Here is a 19,426-nt window from a genome sequence, read left to right as displayed (position 1 = left end):
ACGTGTGACCTGCGCATCTGCGTTCCGTATGTGTTGACTTCGTTGTCCGGACCCACCAGCCTCGGCGCGTGAGCGTGGGCGCGACCCGACAAATCGGCTGATCCGCGCCGATCTTGGGAAACCGTCCGCGACCGTGCGCGTCAGGCTCAGCAGCCACGATCCTCCGTTCCACGCCGCCGCTTTCCGCGGCTCTTCCACCGCAGTCGACCTGCCCCCGGAGGTTTCGCATGTCCGCACCCACCGCGCCGGACCCGGGGTCCGCGCGCAGTGCCGAAGGCTCCACTCCCACCGAAGGGCCCAGCCGCCGCGGGGTGCTCGCGGGCGCCGCCGCGCTTGCCGCGGCCGCCGCGTGGACGCCGCTCGGGCTGGTGTCCGCCGCCCAGGCCGCGACCCCGGCCCCGCCCGGGTTCCCGGCGGGCATCCCGCTCGGTCTTCAGCAGTACAAGAACTGGTCCGGCGAGATCGTCATCGACGACGTCTGGACCGCCGTGCCCGCCACCCCGCAGGACGTCGTCACGATCGCCAACTGGGCGCGTGCCAACGGCTACCGGGTGCGCGCCCGCGGCATGAGCCACAACTGGTCGCCGGTCCTCCAGCCCAAGGGCAGCAGCGTCGCCAAGGTGGTGTTCGTCGACCTCACCAAGAACCTCACCGCGGTCACCGTCAACGCCGGGAACCCGGCCACCGTCACCGCCCAGGCCGGCGCCACCGTCGACAAACTCCTCAACACGCTCGAAGCGGCCGGCCGCGGCCTGATCGCCACCACCGCGCCCGGCGCGCTGAGCATCGGCGGCATCCTCGCGATCGGCGCGCACGGCAGCGGCATCCCCACGTCCGGAGAGACCCGGCCGACCGGCGGCACGTACGGCACGCTCAGCAACCTCGTCCTGTCGCTCACCGCCGTGGTGTGGGACGCGGGCGCCGGCGCGTACGTCCTCAAGACGTTCGCGCGCACCGACCCGGACATCGGCGCGTTCCTCGTCCACCTCGGCCGCGCGTTCGTCACCGAGGTCACCCTGCAGACCAACGCCAACCAGCGGCTGCGCTGCCAGAGCTTCTACCACGACCAGATCGGGACCCTCATGGGCCCGCCCGGAAGCAGCGGCAAGAAGCTCGCCGACTACATCCGGGACACCGGCCGCATCGAACTCATCTGGTTCCCGTTCACCACCGTGCCGTGGCTCAAGGTGTGGTCGGTCGCGCCGTCCAAGCCGTGGGTGTCCACCACGGTCAACGGCCCGTACAACTACACGTTCGCCAACTTCGTCACCGAGGACCAGGCCAACTTCGTCGCCCAGGTCGTCACCGGCAACGTGTCCGGCACCCCCACCTTCACCAACGGCGAGATGGCGGTGGCCGGTTCGGGCCTCATCGCGACCTGGACGTGGGACATCTGGGGCTGGTCGAAGAACACCCAGCTCTTCGTCGAACCCACCACGCTGCGCATCCACGAAGGCGGCTGGGCGGTGCTGTGCCGCCGTACCGACGTCCAGCGTGTGGTCAGCGAGTTCTACACGAAGTACACGCAGCTGATCGGCGCGTTCCAGGGCAACGGCCAGTACCCGTGCAACTCGCCCATCGAGATCCGCGTCACCGGCGTCGACCGCCCGGACGAAGTCGCCGTGGCCGGCGCGGTCGTGCCGCAGCTGTCGGCCGCCCGGCCGCGCCCCGACCACCCGGAATGGGACACCGTCGTCTGGCTGGACGTCGCCACGCTGCCGGGCACGCCCGCGGCCAACGACTTCTACCCGCAGATCGACGCGTGGATCTGGGCCAACTACACCGGCAGCTACGCGTGCGTCCGCCCGGAATGGTCGAAGGGCTGGGCCTACAGCACCTCCGGCCCGTGGACGGACATGGGTGCGGTGACCGGCCGCATCTCCGACGCGTTCCGCACCGGGCAAGCCGTCGGCGACAACTTCGACGCCGCGCGCGCCACCCTCAACCGGTACGACCCGGCCCGGGTGTTCTCCAACCCGTTCCTGGACGTACTGCTGCCCTGACCGGAACCCCCGGCACCGTGCGCGCCCGGACGCGTACGGTGCCGGGCACCAAACCCCGCGGCGCGGCGCCGGGTTACGCCGCGTCGCGGAACAACCTCCGGTAGGCGTGCGGCGTCGCGCCCCGCCGCCGCACGAAATGGTGCCGCAGGGTCGCCGCACTCCCGAAGCCCGTCCGCGTCGCGATGGCCTCCACCGTCAGCGCCGTCTCCTCGAGCAACTCCTGTGCAGCGAGCACGCGTTGCCCGATGAGCCACTCGTACGGGGTGGTCCCGGTGTGCTGCTGGAAGCGCCGCGCGAACGTCCGCGGCGACATGTGCGCGTGCGCCGCCATCTGATCGATCGTCACATCGTCGTGCAGGTTCGCGCGCAGCCAGTCCAGCGTGCCCTGCATCGGATGTGTCTCGGTGTGCGCCAGCGGGCGGGCGATGTACTGCGCCTGGCCGCCGTCCCGGTGCGGCGGGACGACCATGCGGCGCGCGATCGTGTTGGCGACGCGGCTGCCGTTCTCCCGGCGCACGATGTGCAGGCACGCGTCGATCCCGGCGGCGGTCCCGGCGCCGGTCACCACGCCGGAGTCCTCGACGTACAGCATGTCCGGCTCGACGATCGCGTCCGGATAACGGTGTGCGAGGCGTTCCGCGTACATCCAGTGCGTCGTGCACCGCCGCCCGTCCAACAGCCCCGCCTCGCCCAGCACGAACGCCCCCGAGCACACGCTGAGCACGCGCGCCCCGCGTTCCACGGTGTCGCGCAGTGCCTGGAGCAGCTCCGCCGGCAGCGGCCCGTTGCGCGCGTGGTCGCTGGCCGCCGGGACGATGACCAAGTCGGCGTCGGCAAGCCGGTCGAGCCCGTCGGGCACGTCCAACCCGAAGACACCGTTGGTGGGGACTCGGCCGGGTTTCGGTGTGGCGACCGCGAAATCGTACGCAGGCAGTCCGTGTTCACTGCGGTCCATGCCGAACACTTCGCAGGCGACCCCGAGTTCGAACGGGTGGATGCCGGGCAGTGCCACCGCGACCACGTTTTTCAGCATGTTCGACACTGTGCCAGAAGCGCGCCGCTGTTGGCAGTATCTTGTCCGATGATGGCAGTCCTGCCACTCGTGCCCAGGGCGACGCGGCGGCACTCTGGACACATGACGACGACAATCCTCGCCCTCGCAAGCCTGGCCGCGCTGGCCCTCCTCGGCGCCCTCGCCGCCACCGGACACACCGCCGACTCCCGCGACGGACGCGACTGGCACCCGCGCACCCCCGCCGACACCGGCCGCGACCGCAACGACGACGACGGAGGCGGCGGGGACGGGGCAAGAGCTCATGGCAATGGGGGAGTTGCCCGCGTCCTGCACTATGGGACCACCACCGCGTCGGCCACGAGCGCCCGGCGCCCGGCCGAGGAATCAAGCCGCCGAGCCGCGTGACGCGACACGACGCATGAACGAGGGGCGGATCACGGACCCGAGTCCGTGATCCGCCCCTCGACGTACGCAGGCGTGCGCGGGCGAGCCGGGCGCCCCGGTCAGCCGGCCACGACGGCGCGCAGGCTTTCCTTCAGCGAACCCATGGTCGCGAGGACCGCCGTCGGCTCGTAACCGCAGTGCGCCATGCAGTTGTCGCAGCGCGGGTCCTTGCCGCGGCCGAACGCGTCCCAGTCGGTCGTCTCGATGAGTTCCTTGTACGTCGGCACGTAGCCGTCCGCCATCAGGTAGCACGGCTGCTGCCAGCCGAGCAGCGAGTACGACGGGATCGCCCACGGCGTGCACTCGAACTCGCGCTTGCCCTCCAGGAAGTCCAGGAACAGCGCCGAGTGGTTCAGCCGCCACTTCTTGCGGCGGCCCTCGCCGAACGCCTCGCGGAACATCTTGCGGGTCTGCTCGACGCCGAGGAACCGGTTCTGGATCGGTGCCTTCTCGTACGCGTACCCGGGCGAGATCTGCATCCGGTCGACCTTGAGGTCGTCGTTCAGGTAGTCCAGCACCTCGCGCACCGACTCCGGCGAGTCGGTGTTGAAGAACGTGCTGTTCGTGAACACCTGGAAGCCCGCGTCCTTGGCCATCTTGATGGCCGCGACCGCCTCCTTGAACACACCTTCCTTCGCGACCGCCTCGTCGTGCCGCTCCTCGAGGCCGTCGAGGTGCACCATCCACGCGAAGTTCCGGTTCGGCTTGAACTTGTGGAGGTGCTTCGGCAGCAGCACGGCGTTCGTGCACAGGACGACGAACTTCTTGCGGCGCAGCAGCGCCTCGACAATCTTGTCGATGTCCTTGTGCATGAGCGGCTCGCCGCCCGCGAGGGACACCATCGGTGCGCCGCATTCCTCGACGGCGGCGACCACCTGCTCGACGGGCATGCGCTTCTTGAGCACGTCGTGCGGCTGCTGGATCTTTCCGCAGCCGCCGCACTTGAGGTTGCACGCGAACAGCGGCTCGATCTCGACGATCATCGTGAACTTGTCGTTCCGCTTGATCTTCTGCTTGACGAGATGCGTGCCGATCTTCGCGGCCAGGTTCAGCGGCAGACCCATTACGGCCTCGCCCCTCTCTCCCCGTCGGCCGGACATGCGTGTTTGCCCGGGACCCCCGGATACTGTCAAGATCTAACATACAGTCTGTATGTCACGGGAGGGTTGTATGGGGGTCACGCGTCGGGCAGAACACGTCGCCGACACCCGCGACGCCTTGGTCGCGGCCGCCCGCGAGCTGTTCGCGGAGCGCGGGTTCGCGGCCACCGGTACCGAAGAGATCGTTTCCCGCGCCAGGGTTACCCGCGGCGCGCTCTACCATCACTTCCGCGACAAAAAGGACCTCTTCCGGGCGGTCATGGCGTCCGTCGCCGGCGAAGCCGCCGAAGCCCTGGTCACCCACGAGCTGCGTCATGCCCAGGAACAACCCGACGAACCCTGGGATCAACTCCGACACGGCTTCCAATCCTTCCTCGACGTCTGCACGACGGGCGATTTCCAGAGGATTGTCTTGATCGACGGGCCCGCGGTCCTCGGCCCCGGCGCGTGGGACGCACTCGTCGAGGAATACGGGCACGGCCTGCTCGCCGAGTGGCTGCGCCGGGCGATGTCCAACGGCGAGATCGACGAACTGCCCGTCGCACCGCTGGCCGCACTCCTGGCCGCGCTGCTCTCCGAAGCCAGCCTCTACACGGCGCGCGCGGACGACCCCGACACCGCACGGCGCGAAGCCGGACAGGTCGTGGACCGGGTGCTGGCAGGGCTGCGGCGCGGCTGAGCCGGACCCGGGACGGACCGGGGACGACCGCAGGCCGGGACACCGCGGGAGACCCGAAGAACGCGAGGACACGGGGGACGCGTAGACGTCATACGTGTGACCGGCCCGGTTTCCGCCGTCCGGGGCATGTTCCGTACCGTCGTACGCATGACACCTCCGCACGGCGCGCCCACCCCTGCCGCCGCACCCGGCGCAACCCCGGCGCCGCCGACCACCCCGACGGCCGCGCCGGACCCGACCGGCCCGGCGTCGTCCGAGTCGGCCGCGCACGGATGGGGCCGACGGGGACCGCGGACCAACGGGCAGGCCGTGCTGCTGGTGCTGATCGGCGCCGGGTCGATCCAGTTCGGCGCCGCGTTCGCGGCGAAGCTGTTCCCACGGGTCGGACCGGAGGGCGCGGTCACGCTGCGCCTGGTGATCGCGGCCATCGTGATGCTCGCGGTGGTGCGTCCCAAGATCCGCGGACGCTCGCGGGCCGACCTGCTGACGGTCGTCGGGCTCGGCGTGTCGCTCGGCGGGATGAACCTGTGCTTCTACGAGGCGATCGCGAGACTGCCACTCGGTCCCGCGGTGACGCTGGAATTCCTCGGACCGCTCGGACTCGCGGTCGTCCTGTCCCGGCGGCTGCGCGACATGTTCTGGGTGGTGCTGGCCGCGGTCGGCGTCCTGCTGCTCGGCAAGGGCGGGTTCTCCGGGCTCGACGGCGCGGGTGTCGCCTTCGTCCTCGCCGCGGCGGCGTTCTGGGCCGCGTACATCATGGTCGCGACGCGCACCGCGCGCCGCTTCACCGGCGTCGACGGCCTCGCGCTGGCGATGGCGGTCGCGGCAGTGCTCGTCATGCCGTTCGGTATCGCGGGCGCCGGAACGGAACTCGTGCAGCCGGGCACGCTCGGGTTCGGACTGGTGGTCGCGCTGATGTCGTCGGTGGTGCCGTACTCGTGCGAAATGCTCGCGATGAAGCGGCTGTCGGCGGGCACGTTCGGACTGCTGGCAAGCCTGGAACCCGCGGTCGCCGCGGCGGCCGGGTTCGTCGTGCTCGACCAGAGCCTGGCGTGGATCCAGGTCGGCGGCATCGCCCTGGTCGTGGCGGCCAGCGCCGGGGTGACCATCACACAGACGTCGGAACCACCGTTGGACCGGGCGACGCTGGCCGAAGCAACCGGGGGAGTACCACCGCAACCGTGAGACCGCAGGCCGGATGCCGCAGGCAGCTTCGGTTGTTCCGGGTCAGCGGCGCGGCATGTACATGATCAGGGCGACGCCGGCGAGGCAGACGGCCGCGCCGGTGACGTCCCACCGGTCGGGGCGGAACCCGTCGAACACCATGCCCCACACCAGCGAACCCGCCACGAACACCCCGCCGTACGCGGCCAGGATCCGCCCGAAATGCGCGTCCGGCTGCAGCGTCGCCACGAACCCGTACGCCCCCAACGCGACAACCCCGAGCCCGGCCAACCACCACGGCTTGTGCTCGCGCACGGACTGCCACACCAGCCACGCACCCCCGATCTCGGCAAGCGCAGCAAGAACGAACAGAGCGAGCGAACGAGCGACGGACATGGCGGAACGCTACGGCACAGGGGCGGACATCAGCCGTCACGGCGGCGGACAACCGGGCGGCTGTGCACGACTTTCGTACCATCCACGGCTCGCATGCGGAAACGTTGCGCCTACGGACCCCTAGGCCATTGCGCCCCTTCGCACTCCAACCAAGGGGTGCCTCAACAGGGTTTTCGGCCGGGTGATACCTCTCTGCCTGTGAACCACGTCCCCTCATCCCCCTTCCTGCGCCGCGCTCTGCCCGCCGCGCTGGTCGCAGCCGCCCTTGTCACAGGCTGCAGTTCGTCCTCCGACAAGGCCGACACCACGGCCAAGAACGCCACCACCCCCGCGGCCCAGTCCCCGGCCCCGGGCGCAGCCACCCCGTCCCCGCAGGCCCCGCCGCCGGTAGGCGCCGACAACCCCGCGCTCAAGGACTTCTACGCACAGAAGCTCGACTGGGCGCCCTGCAAGGCCGACCCCGCCGCGCGCAAGGCCGACTCCGCCGTAGCGGCCGTCGACCGCAAACTCCAGTGCGCCAAGCTCCGCGTCCCGCTCGACTACGCCACGCCCGGCACGAAGTCGATCGAGGTCGCGGTGTACCGGCTGCCCGCGCAGGGCGGCACGGACCGCCGCCTGGGGTCCCTGGCCACCAACCCGGGCGGCCCCGGCAGCGGGGTGCGCTACACCGTCACCAACCTCGCGGCGTCCCGCCCCGGCCTGGCCGAGCGGTACGACATCATCGGCTTCGACCCGCGCGGCACCGGCGGCAGCGGCCAGGTCGACTGCGCGGACGGCCCGCTGATGGACCGCCTCCAGTCGATCGACCCCACGCCCGACGCCGCCCAGGTGGAGTCCGCCGCCGCCGTGCTCAAGGAGTTCGGACAGGGCTGCGCCGCCCGCATGGGCGACCTGCTCCCGCGCATCGGCACAACCGAGGCAGTCGACGACATGGACGTCCTGCGCGGCGTTGTCGGCGACGAGAAGCTCAACTACGTGGGCACGTCGTACGGCACTTACCTCGGTGCCCGCTACGCCCAGCGACACCCGGGCCGGGTTGGCCGCTTGGTGCTGGACGGCCTGCTCGACCCGGCGTCCGACCGCATGACCTTGGCGCGCGAGCAGGCCGAAGGCTTCGAACTGGCCTTCCGTGCCTTCGCCAAGGACTGCATCGGCAAGGCCGACTGCCCGTTCAAGGGCAGCGTCGACAACGCCACCGCAAGCATGCGCGCCACGTTGGACAAGCTGAGCGCAACCCCTGCCAAGGTCGGCAAGAGGGCCGTCGACGAGGGCATGGCCAGCACGGTCATATGCGCTTACCTGTATAGCCCCCAGGGGTGGCCCAGCTTGCGGGTGATCCTGAAGTCGCTGTACGCGGGCGACGCCCAGTACATGCTCAACGCCTTCGATGCATATGCCGACCGTGCCAAGGACGGCACCTACAAGGAGTCCTCGCTCCCGGGCTACTTCGAGATCAACTGTGCGGACGGCCGCTTTCTGAGCGCCGCCGAAGCCGCCGCGCTCGGACGGGACGTCTCCGCGACCGCGCCGGTCGTCGGCCCGTCCGTGGTGTGGAGCTGGGCCGCGGACTGTGCGGCGCCCGGAGCCGACCGTCCCGCGCGGCTGGACGCCGCCAAGCTGCCCGGCCTGCTTCTGATCAGTACGACGCGCGACCCGGCCACCCCGCACGTCGCGGCGGCACGCTACAAGGAGCAGCTCCCCGGTTCGTCGCTGATCACCTATGACGGCGACGGCCATGTGGCGTTCTACCGCGAAAGCTCGTGTGTCGACCAAGCGGTCGACGGCTACCTGCTGGACGGGAAACTCCCGGGCGACCTCAACTGCGACTAGGCCGGTGTGATGCTCGGACCCGGCGATGCCCGGAATTCGCCGCGGAGGCCGGCCGACAAGCGGTCGGCCTCCGCGGCGCCCCGTGTAATAGGGGTGCCTCCGTGGGCTCAGGGCGGTAGCGTGCGGGGCGTGTCGAGTCCCGAGTCGGACAGGTCGGGGGCTTGCGGTCACGCCGTCAGCCCCCTGAACCCCCGCTGAAACTCCCTGGTTGCCGTCCTGCCGCGTGCTGCGGCCGGGCGCGTGCGGCCCCATGGGGTGCTGACCGCGATGACGAGATGACCTTCCGTCGTTCTCCTCGTCTCGGAGCCACTCGATGCCCCTTCCCTTGTATCTGCTTGCCCTGGCCGTGTGCGCCATGGGCACCTCGGAGTTCATGCTCGCCGGCCTGTTGCCGGACCTCGCCTCGGACCTCGGCGTCACCGTCGGGACGGCGAGCGCGCTCACCTCGGCCTTCGCGATCGGCATGGTCGTCGGAGCGCCGCTCATGGCCGCGCTCGCCCGGCGGTGGCCCGCGCGGTCGAGCCTGCTCGGGTTCGTCCTCGTCTTCGCGGCGGCGCATGCCGTGGGTGCCGTCACGTCGAGCTTTGCGGTCCTGTGTGCGACGCGGGTCGTTGCCGCGCTCGCCAATGCCGGGTTCCTCGCGGTCGCGCTGACGACCGCCACGTCGTTGGTCCCTGCCGACAAGAAGGGGCGTGCGCTGGCGGTGCTCTTGTCGGGGACGACGGTGGCCACCATTGCCGGGGTTCCCGGGGGAGCCGTGCTGGGGACGCTGCTCGGGTGGCGGGCGGTGTTCTGGGCCGTTGCCGCGCTGTGCGTGCCTGCGGCCCTGGGGATTGTGGCGGGAATTCCGGCGCGGCGCGGGCCGGAGAAGCCGACGGGCGGGTCGCCGCTGCGTGCGGAGTTGGGTGTGCTGAAGGCTCCGCGGCTGCTGCTGGTCATGCTGCTTGCCGCGTTGGTGAACGCGGCGACGTTCGCGAGCTTCACGTTCCTCGCTCCGGTCGTGACCGACACGGCCGGGCTGGGCGAGCTGTGGATCTCCGTTGCGTTGGTGCTGTTCGGTGCCGGGTCGTTCGTCGGTGTGACAGCGGCCGGACGTTTGGCCGACCGAAACTCCGGTCCGGTGGTTGCGGTCTGCGGGCCGCTGCTGGTTGTCGGCTGGCTCGCGCTGGCGGTGCTGGCGGAGCGGCCGGTGGCTTTGCTGACACTCGTGTTCGTGCAGGGGGCGCTCTCGTTCGCGTTGGGCGGCACGCTGATCACGCGGGTCTTGTACGAGGCGGCGGGTGCCCCGGCGATGGGCGGTTCCTACGCGACGGCGGCGTTGAATATCGGTGCCGCCGGTGGGCCGCTCATCGCGGCGGCCGGCCTGGGTGGTTCGGTCGGTGACCTTGGGCCGTTGTGGGCGAGCGGAGTTCTCATGGCCGCGGCCGTGGCGGTGGCGTTCCCGGCGCGTGCGGTGCTCGCGGGTGGTCTGGACGTGCGCCGGTGACGCGGGTTCCGTGGAATGCCTCGCGCTCTCGCCGAGTTGCCACCCGGAAAGGCACACGATCGGGAGGCAGTATGGCCGGGAACATGGCCGGGAACAGGGCCGAGAACGGATTCGACGGGGCTGCGGTGCGCGGGCGGATCGGGCTGTGGGAGCGGGTCGACCGGTTCTCGTCGGATCCGGACGTCGGTGCGGCGGCCGCGGAAGCGGAGTCGCTCGGGTATTCGACCGTGTGGATCGGCGGGGCCTTCCCCGGACACCTGTTCGAGAACGCGCGTACGATTCTGGACGCCACCGAACAGCTGCGCGTCGCGTCCGGGATCCTCAACATCCGCGCGTTCACGGCCGCCGACGCCATCGCGGGCGTCGAGGAGCTGGAGAAGGCGCACCCGGGCCGGTTCCTGCTCGGGCTCGGGGTGAGCCACGCCGAGTTCATGCGCCGGGAAGGCATGGAGTTCCTGCCGCCGCTGGCGGCGATGCGGGCGTTCCTCGACGCGCTGGACGCCGCGGGGATCGGGAAGGACCGGCGGGTGCTGGCGGCGCTCGGCCCGAAGATGCTGGAGCTGGCGGGGGAGCGGAGCGTGGGCGCGCACCCATACTTCACGACGCCGGAGCACACCGCGTCGGCCCGGGCCGCGCTCGGCGCCGACGCGTTCCTGGCGCCGGAGCAGAAGGTGCTGCTGGAGACGGACGCGGACAAGGCGCGCGCGATCGCCCGTGACGCGATGGGCATGTACCTGCGGCTGGCCAACTACACCGCGAGCCTGAAGCGGCTCGGCTTCACCGACGCCGACATCGCGGACGGCGGCAGCGACCGGCTGGTCGACGCCATCGTGGCGTGGGGCGACGAGGAGACCGTGGCGGAGCGGGTACGCGCGCACCTGGCGGCGGGGGCGGACGAGGTGACGCTGCACGTGCTGCCGTCGCGCGAGGGCGCGACCGGGCTGCCGCGCGACGAGTGGCGGCGGCTGGCGGGGGCGTTGCTCGGGTGAGCCGAGTGTGAGCCGCAGGGATCCCCACGTCCGGGCTGATGATCACACCGGGCTGGGGGGTCCCCCGGAACACAACGTTTCCGCAGGGCGCGGGTGCCAGGCAAAACCGTTGTCCACAGCCTCGGCAATCGGCACCCCATTACCGTCGCGTCATCCCCAGCCCGCGTCCCACCCAGCGAGCCGCCGCCGACCCGCCCGCCCCCGGCCGTTAAGCTTGCCGAACGTGACGCCCCAGCCTGCGAGCAAGCCCCGCATCCCGAACGTCCTGGCCAACCGCTACGCCTCCGCCGACCTGGCGACCTTGTGGTCGCCCGAGCACAAGGTCGTCCTGGAGCGCCGTCTGTGGCTGGCCGTCCTGCGCGCGCAGGCCGACCTCGGCATCGACGTGCCCGAGTCCGCGATCGCCGACTACGAAGCCGTCGTCGAGAACGTCGACCTCGCCTCGATCGCCGAGCGCGAGCGCGTCACCCGGCACGACGTGAAGGCCCGCATCGAGGAGTTCAACGACCTCGCCGGCCACGAGCACGTGCACAAGGGCATGACGTCCCGCGACCTGACCGAGAACGTCGAGCAGCTCCAGATCCGCCAGTCGCTGCACCTCGTCCGGGACCGTGTCGTCGCCGTCCTCGTGCGCGTCGCCGAGCTGGCCGCCGACAACGCCGAACTGGTCATGGCGGGCCGCTCGCACAACGTCGCCGCACAGGCCACCACCCTCGGCAAGCGGTTCGCGAGCATCGCCGACGAACTCCTCGTCGCGTACGCCCGCCTCGAGGACCTCATCGCCCGCTACCCGCTGCGCGGCATCAAGGGCCCCGTCGGCACCGCCCAGGACATGCTCGACCTCCTCGGCGGCGACCGCGACAAGCTCGCCGACCTGGAGAACCGCGTCGCGACGCACCTCGGGTTCGACGCGACGCTCGTCAGCGTCGGCCAGGTCTACCCGCGCTCGCTCGACTTCGACGTCGTGTCGACGCTCGTCCAGCTCGCCGCCGGACCGTCGTCGCTCGCCAAGACGATCCGGCTGATGGCCGGCCACGAACTCGTCACCGAAGGCTTCCAGCCCGGCCAGGTCGGCTCGTCGGCGATGCCGCACAAGATGAACACCCGTTCGTGCGAGCGCGTCAACGGCTTCACCGTCATCCTGCGCGGCTACATGTCGATGACCGCGGAACTCGCCGGCGACCAGTGGAACGAAGGCGACGTGTCCTGCTCGGTGGTGCGCCGCATCGCCCTGCCCGACGCGTTCTTCGCCTTCGACGGCCTCGTCGAGACGTTCCTGACGGTCCTCGAGGAGTTCGGCGCGTTCCCGGCCGTCATCGCCCGCGAACTCGACCGCTACCTGCCGTTCCTCGGCACCACCAAGGTCCTCATGGCCGCGGTCCGCGCCGACGTCGGCCGCGAGACCGCGCACGAGGTCATCAAGGAGAACGCGGTCGCCGCCGCCCTCGCGATGCGCGAGGAAGGCGCCGAGCGCAACGACCTCCTCGACCGCCTCGCCGCGGACGCGCGCCTCCCGTTCAGCCGCACCGACCTCGACGCGATCCTCGCGGACCGCCTCGCCTTCACCGGTGCCGCGGCCGCGCAGGTCGACGAGGTCGTCCGCCGCGTCGACACCGTCGCCGACCGGTACCCGGAGGCGGCAAAGTACCGTCCGGGCGCAATTCTCTGACGCGGTACACAAAACGCGGCACCGGAGCGACCTGACACGCACCACGCGGCACCACGCGTTTCGCGCCACGCGGCACGACGTGAACGGCGCCCGGGTGCCGGCCTCCCTCACGAGGCCGGCACCCGGGCGCCGTGGTGTTCCGCACGATGCGGCTCACGCGTCTTCCGCGGCCTCCCGCTCCGCGTCGTACGCCTTCACCACCCGTTTCGGGGCCGTCAGCCGCCACGCGTCCTCGATCAGCTCGCCCAGTTCCTCGGCGGTGACCTTCGCGTAGACGACGTCGATCCAGCCGTGCCGGGCGAAGAACGGCGGCAGCAGGAACACGTCGGGCTCCTCCTCGACCAGCGCGGCCTGCGTCTCCCGCGTCGCCTTCAGGCACACGGTGTCCGCGCCGTAGCCGAGCAGCGCGAACATCTTCTTCCGCACCCGGTAGGTCGGCTGGTCGCCCCAGTTCTCGACGACCACCTCCTCGGCCTCCGGGAGGTCCAGCAACATCGCGCGTACGTCGTGCTCGGTCGGCATCCCCACGTTCTACCGCCCCGCACCGACACGCGGCGAGCACCCACACCGGCCGGACCCGCGCGGCACCGGGACGCTGTCCGCCACCGGGACGCTGCCCGCCACCGGGACGCTGCCTGGCCAGAGCAAATCGGAATACCAGCCGTGGAGCATTCCGGACCGTGATCCGCCGCTGTTACGTTTCCGCGCCATGACCAGACTCCCTTTGCAACGCCGGGACTTCATCCGGCTCACCGCCGCCGCGTCGGGTGCCGCCGCGGTCGGCACCGCCGCCGCACCCGCCGCGCACGCGGCCGAAGGACCGGACGCCGCCGCAGCCGCGCAATCCGGTGCCGAAGCGTTCCGGCACGGCGTCGCGTCCGGCGACCCGCTGCCCGACGCCGTCGTCATCTGGACGCGCGTCACCCCCGAACCCGACGGCCGGCCCGGCCGCGGCCGCGGGCCCGCCGTGCACGTCGGGTGGGAGATCGCGACCGACCGCGGGTTCCGCCGCACGGTGCGCTCCGGCACGGCCCGCACCGGGCCGGAACGCGACCACACCGTCAACGTCGACGTGCGGGGGCTGCGGCCCGGCACCGCGTACTTCTACCGGTTCCGGGCCGGCCGCACGGTCTCGCCGGTCGGCCGGACGCGGACCGCGCCCGCCGCGCACGCCAAGGTCGACGGGCTGCGCTTCGGCATCGCGTCGTGCGTGAGCTACAGCAACGGATACTTCGCCGCGTACCGCCACCTGGCGGAGCGCACCGACCTCGACGCCGTCATCCACCTCGGCGACTACATCTACGAGTTCGGCAGCGGGGCGGGACACCCGGGAAGCACCGACGTGCGGCCGATGGACCCGGCGACCGAGTGCCGCACCCTCGCGGACTACCGCACCCGGCACGGCGAGTACCGCACCGACCCGGACCTGCAGGCCCTGCACGCGTCCGCGCCGATCATCGCGACCTGGGACGACCACGAGACCTGCGGCGACACCTGGTCCGGGGGCGCCCGCGACCACGACCCGGCCACCGAAGGCCCGTGGGCCGCCCGGGTCGCCGCCGCCCGGCAGGCCTACTTCGAGTGGCTCCCGGTCCGCCAGGCCGTGCCCGGCTCCACCCAGCGGCGGCTCGCCTTCGGCACCCTCGCCGACCTGACCATGCTCGACCTGCGCAGCTTCCGCTCGCAGCAGGCGCTGCCGACGGACACCGCGGCCCTCGACGACCCGGCCCGCACCATCACCGGCGCCTCGCAGATGGCCTGGCTGAAGGACGGCCTCACCCGCAGCCCCGCCGCCTGGCACCTCATTGGCAGCTCGGTCATGGCCGCGCCGTGGATCCTGCCCACCGGGCAGGCCAACCCGCCGACCACCCTCAACGCCGACCAGTGGGACGGCTACCGCGCCGACCAGACCGCGCTCTTCACCCACCTGCGCGACCACGATCTGCGCAACACGGTGTTCCTGACCGGAGACCTGCACTCGTCGTGGGCGGGGGAGGTCCCGTCTCCCGGCGGAGGGGCGCCGGTCGCCTCCCAGTTCGTGGTCGGCGCCATCACGTCGACACCGTTCGCGACCATCTACCCGGGCGGCATGGGCGCGCGGATCGTGGCCGGCATCCTCGCGATGAACCCCCACCTGCAGTGGGGCGAAGCCGAGGCCAACGGCTGCGGCATCCTCGACGTGACCCGGGCCCGGGTCCAATTCGACTGGTACAAGGTCGCCGACCGGACGAAGGCCGACAGCCCGGTCACGCACCTGAAGTCGTTCGCGGTGGACGGGGGGACACGGCGGCTGGTGCCGGCCACGACGCCGGTGTGAGGGAACAGCGGCTGTGGACAACCACGGGGCTGTGGATGACCGGGTTGTCCGCGGCGGGGCGAGCGCGGAAGTGTGGTGTTTCGGGGAACCCCCAACCCGGTGTGATCATCAGCCCGGCACGTGCGGCGCCCCGGTCAACGGCCACGACGCGACGTCGGAGTAGCGCACCGGGCCCGCCTCACGGCCGTACGTGCTGCCCACCAGCCGCAACCGGTCCACCGGCCACGCCTCGCCCGCGAAGCCGCCGAGTGCCGCGGCGGCCGGCACCACCCCGTGCCGGTCGCCGTTGCTCGACCGGGCGAGCGTGACATGCGCCCGGAACGGCCGCTCCTCGACCGGCAGCCCGCACCCCGCCACCGCGTCGCGCACGTCGTCCGCGAGGAGCCGGAGCCGGTGCACGTCGCCGTCGACACCCGCCCACAGGATGCGGTCGCCGAACCGGTCGGTCCCGGCCAGCATCAGATGGAACTCCGCGTGCCGCGCCGCCACCGCACCCAGCGCCTCGCCCAGCGCGGGCACGGTGGCGGCCGGGACGTCGCCGAGGAACACGAGTGTCACATGCCACGCCCCGTCGTCCGTCCACCGCAACCGTGGCCGCTGCGCCACCACCGGCCGCAAGGCGCGCCGCAGTTCGGCCTTCGCCTCGGAGGGCGGATCGACGGCGACGAACAGCCGAAGGGTGCCGTCGGCGTCGTCTTCTCGGGTGCCACTCGCCATACCGGCGCCGATACCCGCCACACGCCCCGTCGACGCCGGACGCCACGCGTGGACGCCGGACGCCATGCGTCGTCGTCCCGCTCAGTGCCCGCCGTCCAGCGACGACGCCAGATACGACGCGGCCAGCAGCGTGAAGATGTACGCCTGCAGCGCCTGGATGAACAACTCGAACGCGACCAGCAGCACCACGACGACGAACGACGTCGCCGAGAACAGCGCCCCGACCGTCGGGCTCAGCAAGTACCACGACGCCACCGAGAACGTCACCAGCAGCATGTGGCCCGCGAACATGTTGGCGAACAGACGCACCGCGAGCGTGAACGGCTGCGTCACGAACACGTGCACGAACTCCAACGGCGCTACCAGCACGTACACCCACGCCGGCAGGCCTGGCGGAAACATGATGTTCCGCAGATAGCCCCAGCCGCCCTGCGTGCGGATCCCGACCACGATGTAGGTGACCCACACGATGCCGACGATCACCGCCGGATAGGCGATCCGCGACGTCACCGGGAACTGCGCGAGCGGGACGATCGACATCAGGTTCATCGTCCACAAGAAGAAGAACATCGAGACGAGGAACGGCACGAACCGGTCGCCGCGCCTGCCCATCGTCTCGCGGGCGATGCTGTCGCGGACGAACAGGTAGCCCAGCTCCCCGACGTTCTGTATGCCGCGCGGCACCAGCCTCGGCCGGGCGAACGCGGCGGCGAAGAACCCGACCACCAGCGCCGCGCACAGCAGGCTCAACAGCATCGGCTTGGTGACCCCGAAGCCCGCGATCGTGAACAGCGGTTTGAACTCGAACACGTTCAGGCCCGGCGCGGGGAAGCCGCAGCCCGCGTCGAAGAGGTGGCAGTCGGAGGCGAGCAGGGTCACGGCGGTCGTCCCTTCCCCGGCGTGTTTTTGGGGTACGAACGTACCATCATGAAGTTTGGGGGCTCCTGGGGCCTCTGCGTCGGGCCCGGTGTCAGACCGTGCCGAAGATGCGGTCCAGGTGGTGCCGGAGCACCGCCGCGGCGGCATCGGCGCTGCGCTGGCCGACCAGCACGCTGGTGCCCAACCCGGCGGACATCGCGAGGAGGCCGGCGATCTCGGCCGCGGCGTCGAGTTCCGGGGCGACCTCACCCGCGTCCTGGGCCGCTCGCAGGCGGCCGACGAGGTGGTGCTCGAGCGCCGTCGGACCGTCGACGAAGCCGTGCTCGGCCAAGCTGCGGTCGGTCAGCGCGAGGGTGGCGTAGGCCGTGTAGACCTTGTGCAGGTCGCGGCTGGGGCCGTCGTCGGGCAGGCCTTCCAGCAGCATCGCCTCCAGGACTTCCCGGGTTCCCGGGTGGCTGCCCGCGGCGCGGACCCGCGCCTGGACGCGGGCGCCGAGGAGGTCGCCGAGCCGCTGGTAGGCGTAGAAGAAGAGGCGGTCCTTCGTCTCGAAGTAGTACTGCACCAGCCGCACCGACATGCCCGCTTCCGCGGCCACCTCGCGCATGCCCGCGGCGTGCAGGCCGTCGCGGGCGGCCACGCGCACCAGCGCGTCCGCGATGTGCTGCCGCCGTTCCTCGTGGTCCACGCGCTTGGGCACTCGTTCCGCCGTTCTCTCCGGGTTCCGGGCTGGGGCGCCGTCGGGCGCCGTCGGGATCCGGACTCGGGTTCACGTTCGGACTCGGGTCGGGTTCGGGTTCGGGTCCGATCCGTCGGGCTATTCTCTCATCATGGTACGTTCGTGTCATGAAAAATGAGCCCGGCACCCGCGCGACGACGGGCCGGTTCCGTGACGAACGTTCCGCCGGCCGGTTCCGTGCCGCTTACGCCGAAGCGCTCACCCTCTGGCCGTCGCCGCGCCGCGCACTCGACATCGCGACGGACTTCGGCACCACCCGTGTCGTCCACCACGGGCCCGACACCGGCGAACCCGTCGTCCTGCTGCACGGCAGCGACGCGAACAGCTCCGTGTGGTACCCGCAGGTCGCGGCATTCGCGGAACGCCACCCGGTATACGCCGTCGACACCGTCGACGACCCGGGCGGCAGCGTCCAGACCGCGCCGGTCACCGGCTCCGCCGACGCCGCGGCGTGGCTCGGCCAGGTCGTCGCCGGGCTGGCGCTCGACCGGATCCACCTCGTCGGACACTCGTACGGCGGCTGGCTCGCCCTCAACCAGGCCGCCCATGCCCCGGACCGCCTCGCCACCGTGACCGTCCTCGACCCCGGCGGCCTTGAGAAGGTCCGTCCGGCGTTCTACGCCACGGTCATCGGCGGTGCCCTCGCCACCTTGCTCCCGCGCCGGGCCCGGCCCTGGGCGGCGCGCGTCCTGGCCAACAGCGCGGTCGTCGCCGATCCGCGTCTGACGGCGCCGCTGATGATCGCGGCCCGGAGCTTCGGCCCCCGGCGCACCGCCGCCAGGCCCTTCACGGACGACGAACTCCGTTCCATCCGCGTGCCGTTGCTCGTTCTGCTGGGTGCCCGCAGCACGCTGATGCGCGTCGACCGCGCCCAGCGCCGCGTGCGGGACCTGGTCGCGGGCGCGGTTGCGGAAACGGTGCCCGCGACGGGGCACGGGCTGGCGATGGAGAAGCCGGAGTATGTGAACGCGCGGGTGCTGGAGTTCGCCGAGACCGTGCGGGCCTGAACCCGGGGGCGGCTGACCCCGGCGGCGCTCAGGTGTGCGCGCCGCCGCCGCGGTACGCCCCCGGGGTCGTGCCGAAGGCGCGGCGGAAGGACTCGATGAACGCGCTTGGTGTCGCGTAACCGCAGGCTGCCGCGACCGACGTGACCGGGGCGCCCCCGGCGAGAAGCCGCAGCGAGTGGTGCAGGCGCAGTTGGGCGCGCCACTGGGGGAAGCTCATGCCGGTTTCGGCGCGGAAGAGGCGGCTCAGGGTGCGTTCCGACGCGCCGACGGCGGCGCCGAGTTCGGCGAGCGTCCGGCCGTCGCCCGGGTCCGCGGTCAGCAGCGCCGCGACGTCGCGGAGCCGGGCGTCGCGCGGTGCGGGGAGGCCGAGCGGGAGTGCTTCGACGCGTTGGAGCTGGTCGAGGGCGACGCGTTCCAAATTGCGGCGCTGTTCGTGGGGAAGGTCCGGCGGAAGGTCGGGGGACGTGCCGTCGGTGGAGTGCGCGGCGCCCGTCAGGACGGCGACGATTTCGCGGAGCAGCGGGCTGACGGCGAGGACGGTCGGTCTGTCGAGGCGCAGCGGGTTGACGTCGGCGGCGAAGCAGAGGGTGCGCATTTCGCTGGGGCCGTGGGCCTCGTGTGCATGGGCGACGCCGGCGGGTATCCAGACGGCGCGGTGCGGGGGGACGGCCCAGGTTCCGGTGGGTGTCGAGACGACGAGGACGCCGATACCGGGGCTGATGAGCTGGTTGACCGCGTGGTCGTGCCAGTCGATGCGCTGGCGGTGCGCGAGCGTCTCCCGGGTGGGGCCGGGCAGCGGGAGGCGGGTTATCGACATAAGTGGTCAGACTACCGACAGTCCGCAGGGGGGTGGTTTCGGAAGGCTGGTCTGGGCCGGGTGCGCGAGGGGTGCTCCGGCGTGACCGGTGGTGAAGGAACGGAGCTGTGATGACGGATGTCGACAACCGCCCGGGCGAGGTGCTCGACGGTGTGGACGGTGAGCGGGCGGGGCCGGA

General features: G+C 71.5%; 18 protein-coding genes. 10 read left to right on the top strand and 8 right to left on the bottom strand.

The window, feature by feature from the left end; genetic code table 11:
* The first annotated feature begins 227 nt into the window (after nucleotides 1-227).
* On the top strand, nucleotides 228-2,003 hold the full coding sequence (locus ACPA54_RS16030; protein ID WP_423530215.1) for a cholesterol oxidase substrate-binding domain-containing protein: 1,776 nt from the start codon (nucleotides 228-230) through the stop codon (nucleotides 2,001-2,003).
* 73 nt (nucleotides 2,004-2,076) lie between these two features.
* Here ACPA54_RS16030 and ACPA54_RS16025 read toward each other — a convergent pair whose 3' ends face one another.
* Nucleotides 2,077-3,036: a helix-turn-helix domain-containing protein gene (locus ACPA54_RS16025; RefSeq protein WP_423530213.1), complete on the bottom strand. Its 960-nt coding sequence runs from the start codon at nucleotides 3,034-3,036 to the stop codon at nucleotides 2,077-2,079.
* 102 nt (nucleotides 3,037-3,138) lie between these two features.
* On the opposite strand from ACPA54_RS16025, the gene ACPA54_RS16020 reads away from it, so the two are divergent.
* Nucleotides 3,139-3,423: a hypothetical protein gene (locus tag ACPA54_RS16020; protein WP_423530211.1), complete on the top strand. Its 285-nt coding sequence runs from the start codon at nucleotides 3,139-3,141 to the stop codon at nucleotides 3,421-3,423.
* 98 nt (nucleotides 3,424-3,521) lie between these two features.
* Here the strand turns inward: ACPA54_RS16020 and hpnH are convergent, their stop codons facing one another.
* Nucleotides 3,522-4,526: an adenosyl-hopene transferase HpnH gene (gene hpnH / locus ACPA54_RS16015; protein WP_345676063.1), complete on the bottom strand. Its 1,005-nt coding sequence runs from the start codon at nucleotides 4,524-4,526 to the stop codon at nucleotides 3,522-3,524.
* 106 nt (nucleotides 4,527-4,632) lie between these two features.
* Between hpnH and ACPA54_RS16010 the strand changes: the two genes are divergently transcribed.
* Together ACPA54_RS16010 and ACPA54_RS16005 are read left to right on the top strand one after the other, a co-directional pair.
* Nucleotides 4,633-5,241 (top strand): TetR/AcrR family transcriptional regulator, encoded by a 609-nt coding sequence (locus ACPA54_RS16010; RefSeq protein ID WP_345676064.1) that lies wholly within the window; start codon nucleotides 4,633-4,635, stop codon nucleotides 5,239-5,241.
* A gap of 147 nt (nucleotides 5,242-5,388) precedes the next feature.
* A complete protein-coding gene (locus ACPA54_RS16005) occupies nucleotides 5,389-6,426 on the top strand; it encodes an EamA family transporter (protein WP_423530208.1) in 1,038 nt (345 codons plus the stop codon).
* Between the two features lie 42 nt (nucleotides 6,427-6,468).
* On the opposite strand, the gene ACPA54_RS16000 is transcribed toward ACPA54_RS16005, so the two are convergent.
* Nucleotides 6,469-6,801: a YnfA family protein gene (locus ACPA54_RS16000; RefSeq protein WP_423530206.1), complete on the bottom strand. Its 333-nt coding sequence runs from the start codon at nucleotides 6,799-6,801 to the stop codon at nucleotides 6,469-6,471.
* Between the two features lie 198 nt (nucleotides 6,802-6,999).
* On the opposite strand from ACPA54_RS16000, the gene ACPA54_RS15995 reads away from it, so the two are divergent.
* The 4 genes from ACPA54_RS15995 (at nucleotide 7,000) to purB (ending at nucleotide 12,775) form a co-directional block, all read left to right on the top strand.
* Nucleotides 7,000-8,631, top strand: coding sequence for an alpha/beta hydrolase (locus tag ACPA54_RS15995; protein WP_423530204.1), 1,632 nt, complete (start codon nucleotides 7,000-7,002; stop codon nucleotides 8,629-8,631).
* A 313-nt stretch (nucleotides 8,632-8,944) separates the two neighbouring features.
* A complete protein-coding gene (locus ACPA54_RS15990; RefSeq protein WP_423530202.1) occupies nucleotides 8,945-10,117 on the top strand; it encodes a Cmx/CmrA family chloramphenicol efflux MFS transporter in 1,173 nt (390 codons plus the stop codon).
* Nucleotides 10,118-10,200: 83 nt separating this feature from the next.
* On the top strand, nucleotides 10,201-11,106 hold the full coding sequence (locus ACPA54_RS15985) for an LLM class F420-dependent oxidoreductase (RefSeq protein WP_423530200.1): 906 nt from the start codon (nucleotides 10,201-10,203) through the stop codon (nucleotides 11,104-11,106).
* Between the two features lie 223 nt (nucleotides 11,107-11,329).
* Complete coding sequence (gene purB, locus ACPA54_RS15980; RefSeq protein WP_423530198.1) at nucleotides 11,330-12,775, top strand: adenylosuccinate lyase; 1,446 nt, start codon at nucleotides 11,330-11,332, stop codon at nucleotides 12,773-12,775.
* Nucleotides 12,776-12,928: 153 nt separating this feature from the next.
* On the opposite strand, the gene ACPA54_RS15975 is transcribed toward purB, so the two are convergent.
* On the bottom strand, nucleotides 12,929-13,297 hold the full coding sequence (locus tag ACPA54_RS15975; RefSeq protein ID WP_423530196.1) for an MmcQ/YjbR family DNA-binding protein: 369 nt from the start codon (nucleotides 13,295-13,297) through the stop codon (nucleotides 12,929-12,931).
* Between the two features lie 187 nt (nucleotides 13,298-13,484).
* On the opposite strand from ACPA54_RS15975, the gene ACPA54_RS15970 reads away from it, so the two are divergent.
* A complete protein-coding gene (locus ACPA54_RS15970; protein WP_423530194.1) occupies nucleotides 13,485-15,092 on the top strand; it encodes an alkaline phosphatase D family protein in 1,608 nt (535 codons plus the stop codon).
* A 108-nt stretch (nucleotides 15,093-15,200) separates the two neighbouring features.
* Here the strand turns inward: ACPA54_RS15970 and thpR are convergent, their stop codons facing one another.
* From thpR to ACPA54_RS15955, 3 genes are all read right to left on the bottom strand, one after another.
* Nucleotides 15,201-15,809: an RNA 2',3'-cyclic phosphodiesterase gene (thpR, locus tag ACPA54_RS15965; protein WP_423530192.1), complete on the bottom strand. Its 609-nt coding sequence runs from the start codon at nucleotides 15,807-15,809 to the stop codon at nucleotides 15,201-15,203.
* Between the two features lie 81 nt (nucleotides 15,810-15,890).
* Nucleotides 15,891-16,688, bottom strand: coding sequence for a F0F1 ATP synthase subunit A (gene atpB / locus ACPA54_RS15960; protein ID WP_423530190.1), 798 nt, complete (start codon nucleotides 16,686-16,688; stop codon nucleotides 15,891-15,893).
* 91 nt (nucleotides 16,689-16,779) lie between these two features.
* Entirely contained in the window at nucleotides 16,780-17,385 is a 606-nt protein-coding gene (locus ACPA54_RS15955; RefSeq protein WP_423530188.1) for a TetR/AcrR family transcriptional regulator, read from the bottom strand.
* Nucleotides 17,386-17,531: 146 nt separating this feature from the next.
* Here ACPA54_RS15955 and ACPA54_RS15950 point away from each other — a divergent pair, with 146 nt between their 5' ends.
* Nucleotides 17,532-18,431, top strand: coding sequence for an alpha/beta fold hydrolase (locus tag ACPA54_RS15950; protein ID WP_423530186.1), 900 nt, complete (start codon nucleotides 17,532-17,534; stop codon nucleotides 18,429-18,431).
* 28 nt (nucleotides 18,432-18,459) lie between these two features.
* Here the strand turns inward: ACPA54_RS15950 and ACPA54_RS15945 are convergent, their stop codons facing one another.
* Complete coding sequence (locus ACPA54_RS15945; protein ID WP_423530184.1) at nucleotides 18,460-19,248, bottom strand: AraC family transcriptional regulator; 789 nt, start codon at nucleotides 19,246-19,248, stop codon at nucleotides 18,460-18,462.
* Nucleotides 19,249-19,426: the final 178 nt, after the last annotated feature.

The organism is Uniformispora flossi, from assembly GCF_049534875.1.
Taxonomy (GTDB): domain Bacteria; phylum Actinomycetota; class Actinomycetes; order Streptomycetales; family Streptomycetaceae; genus Yinghuangia; species Yinghuangia aomiensis.
The sequence above is the reverse complement of the archived record's forward strand: the minus strand, read 5'-3'. Positions and strand labels throughout refer to the sequence as shown.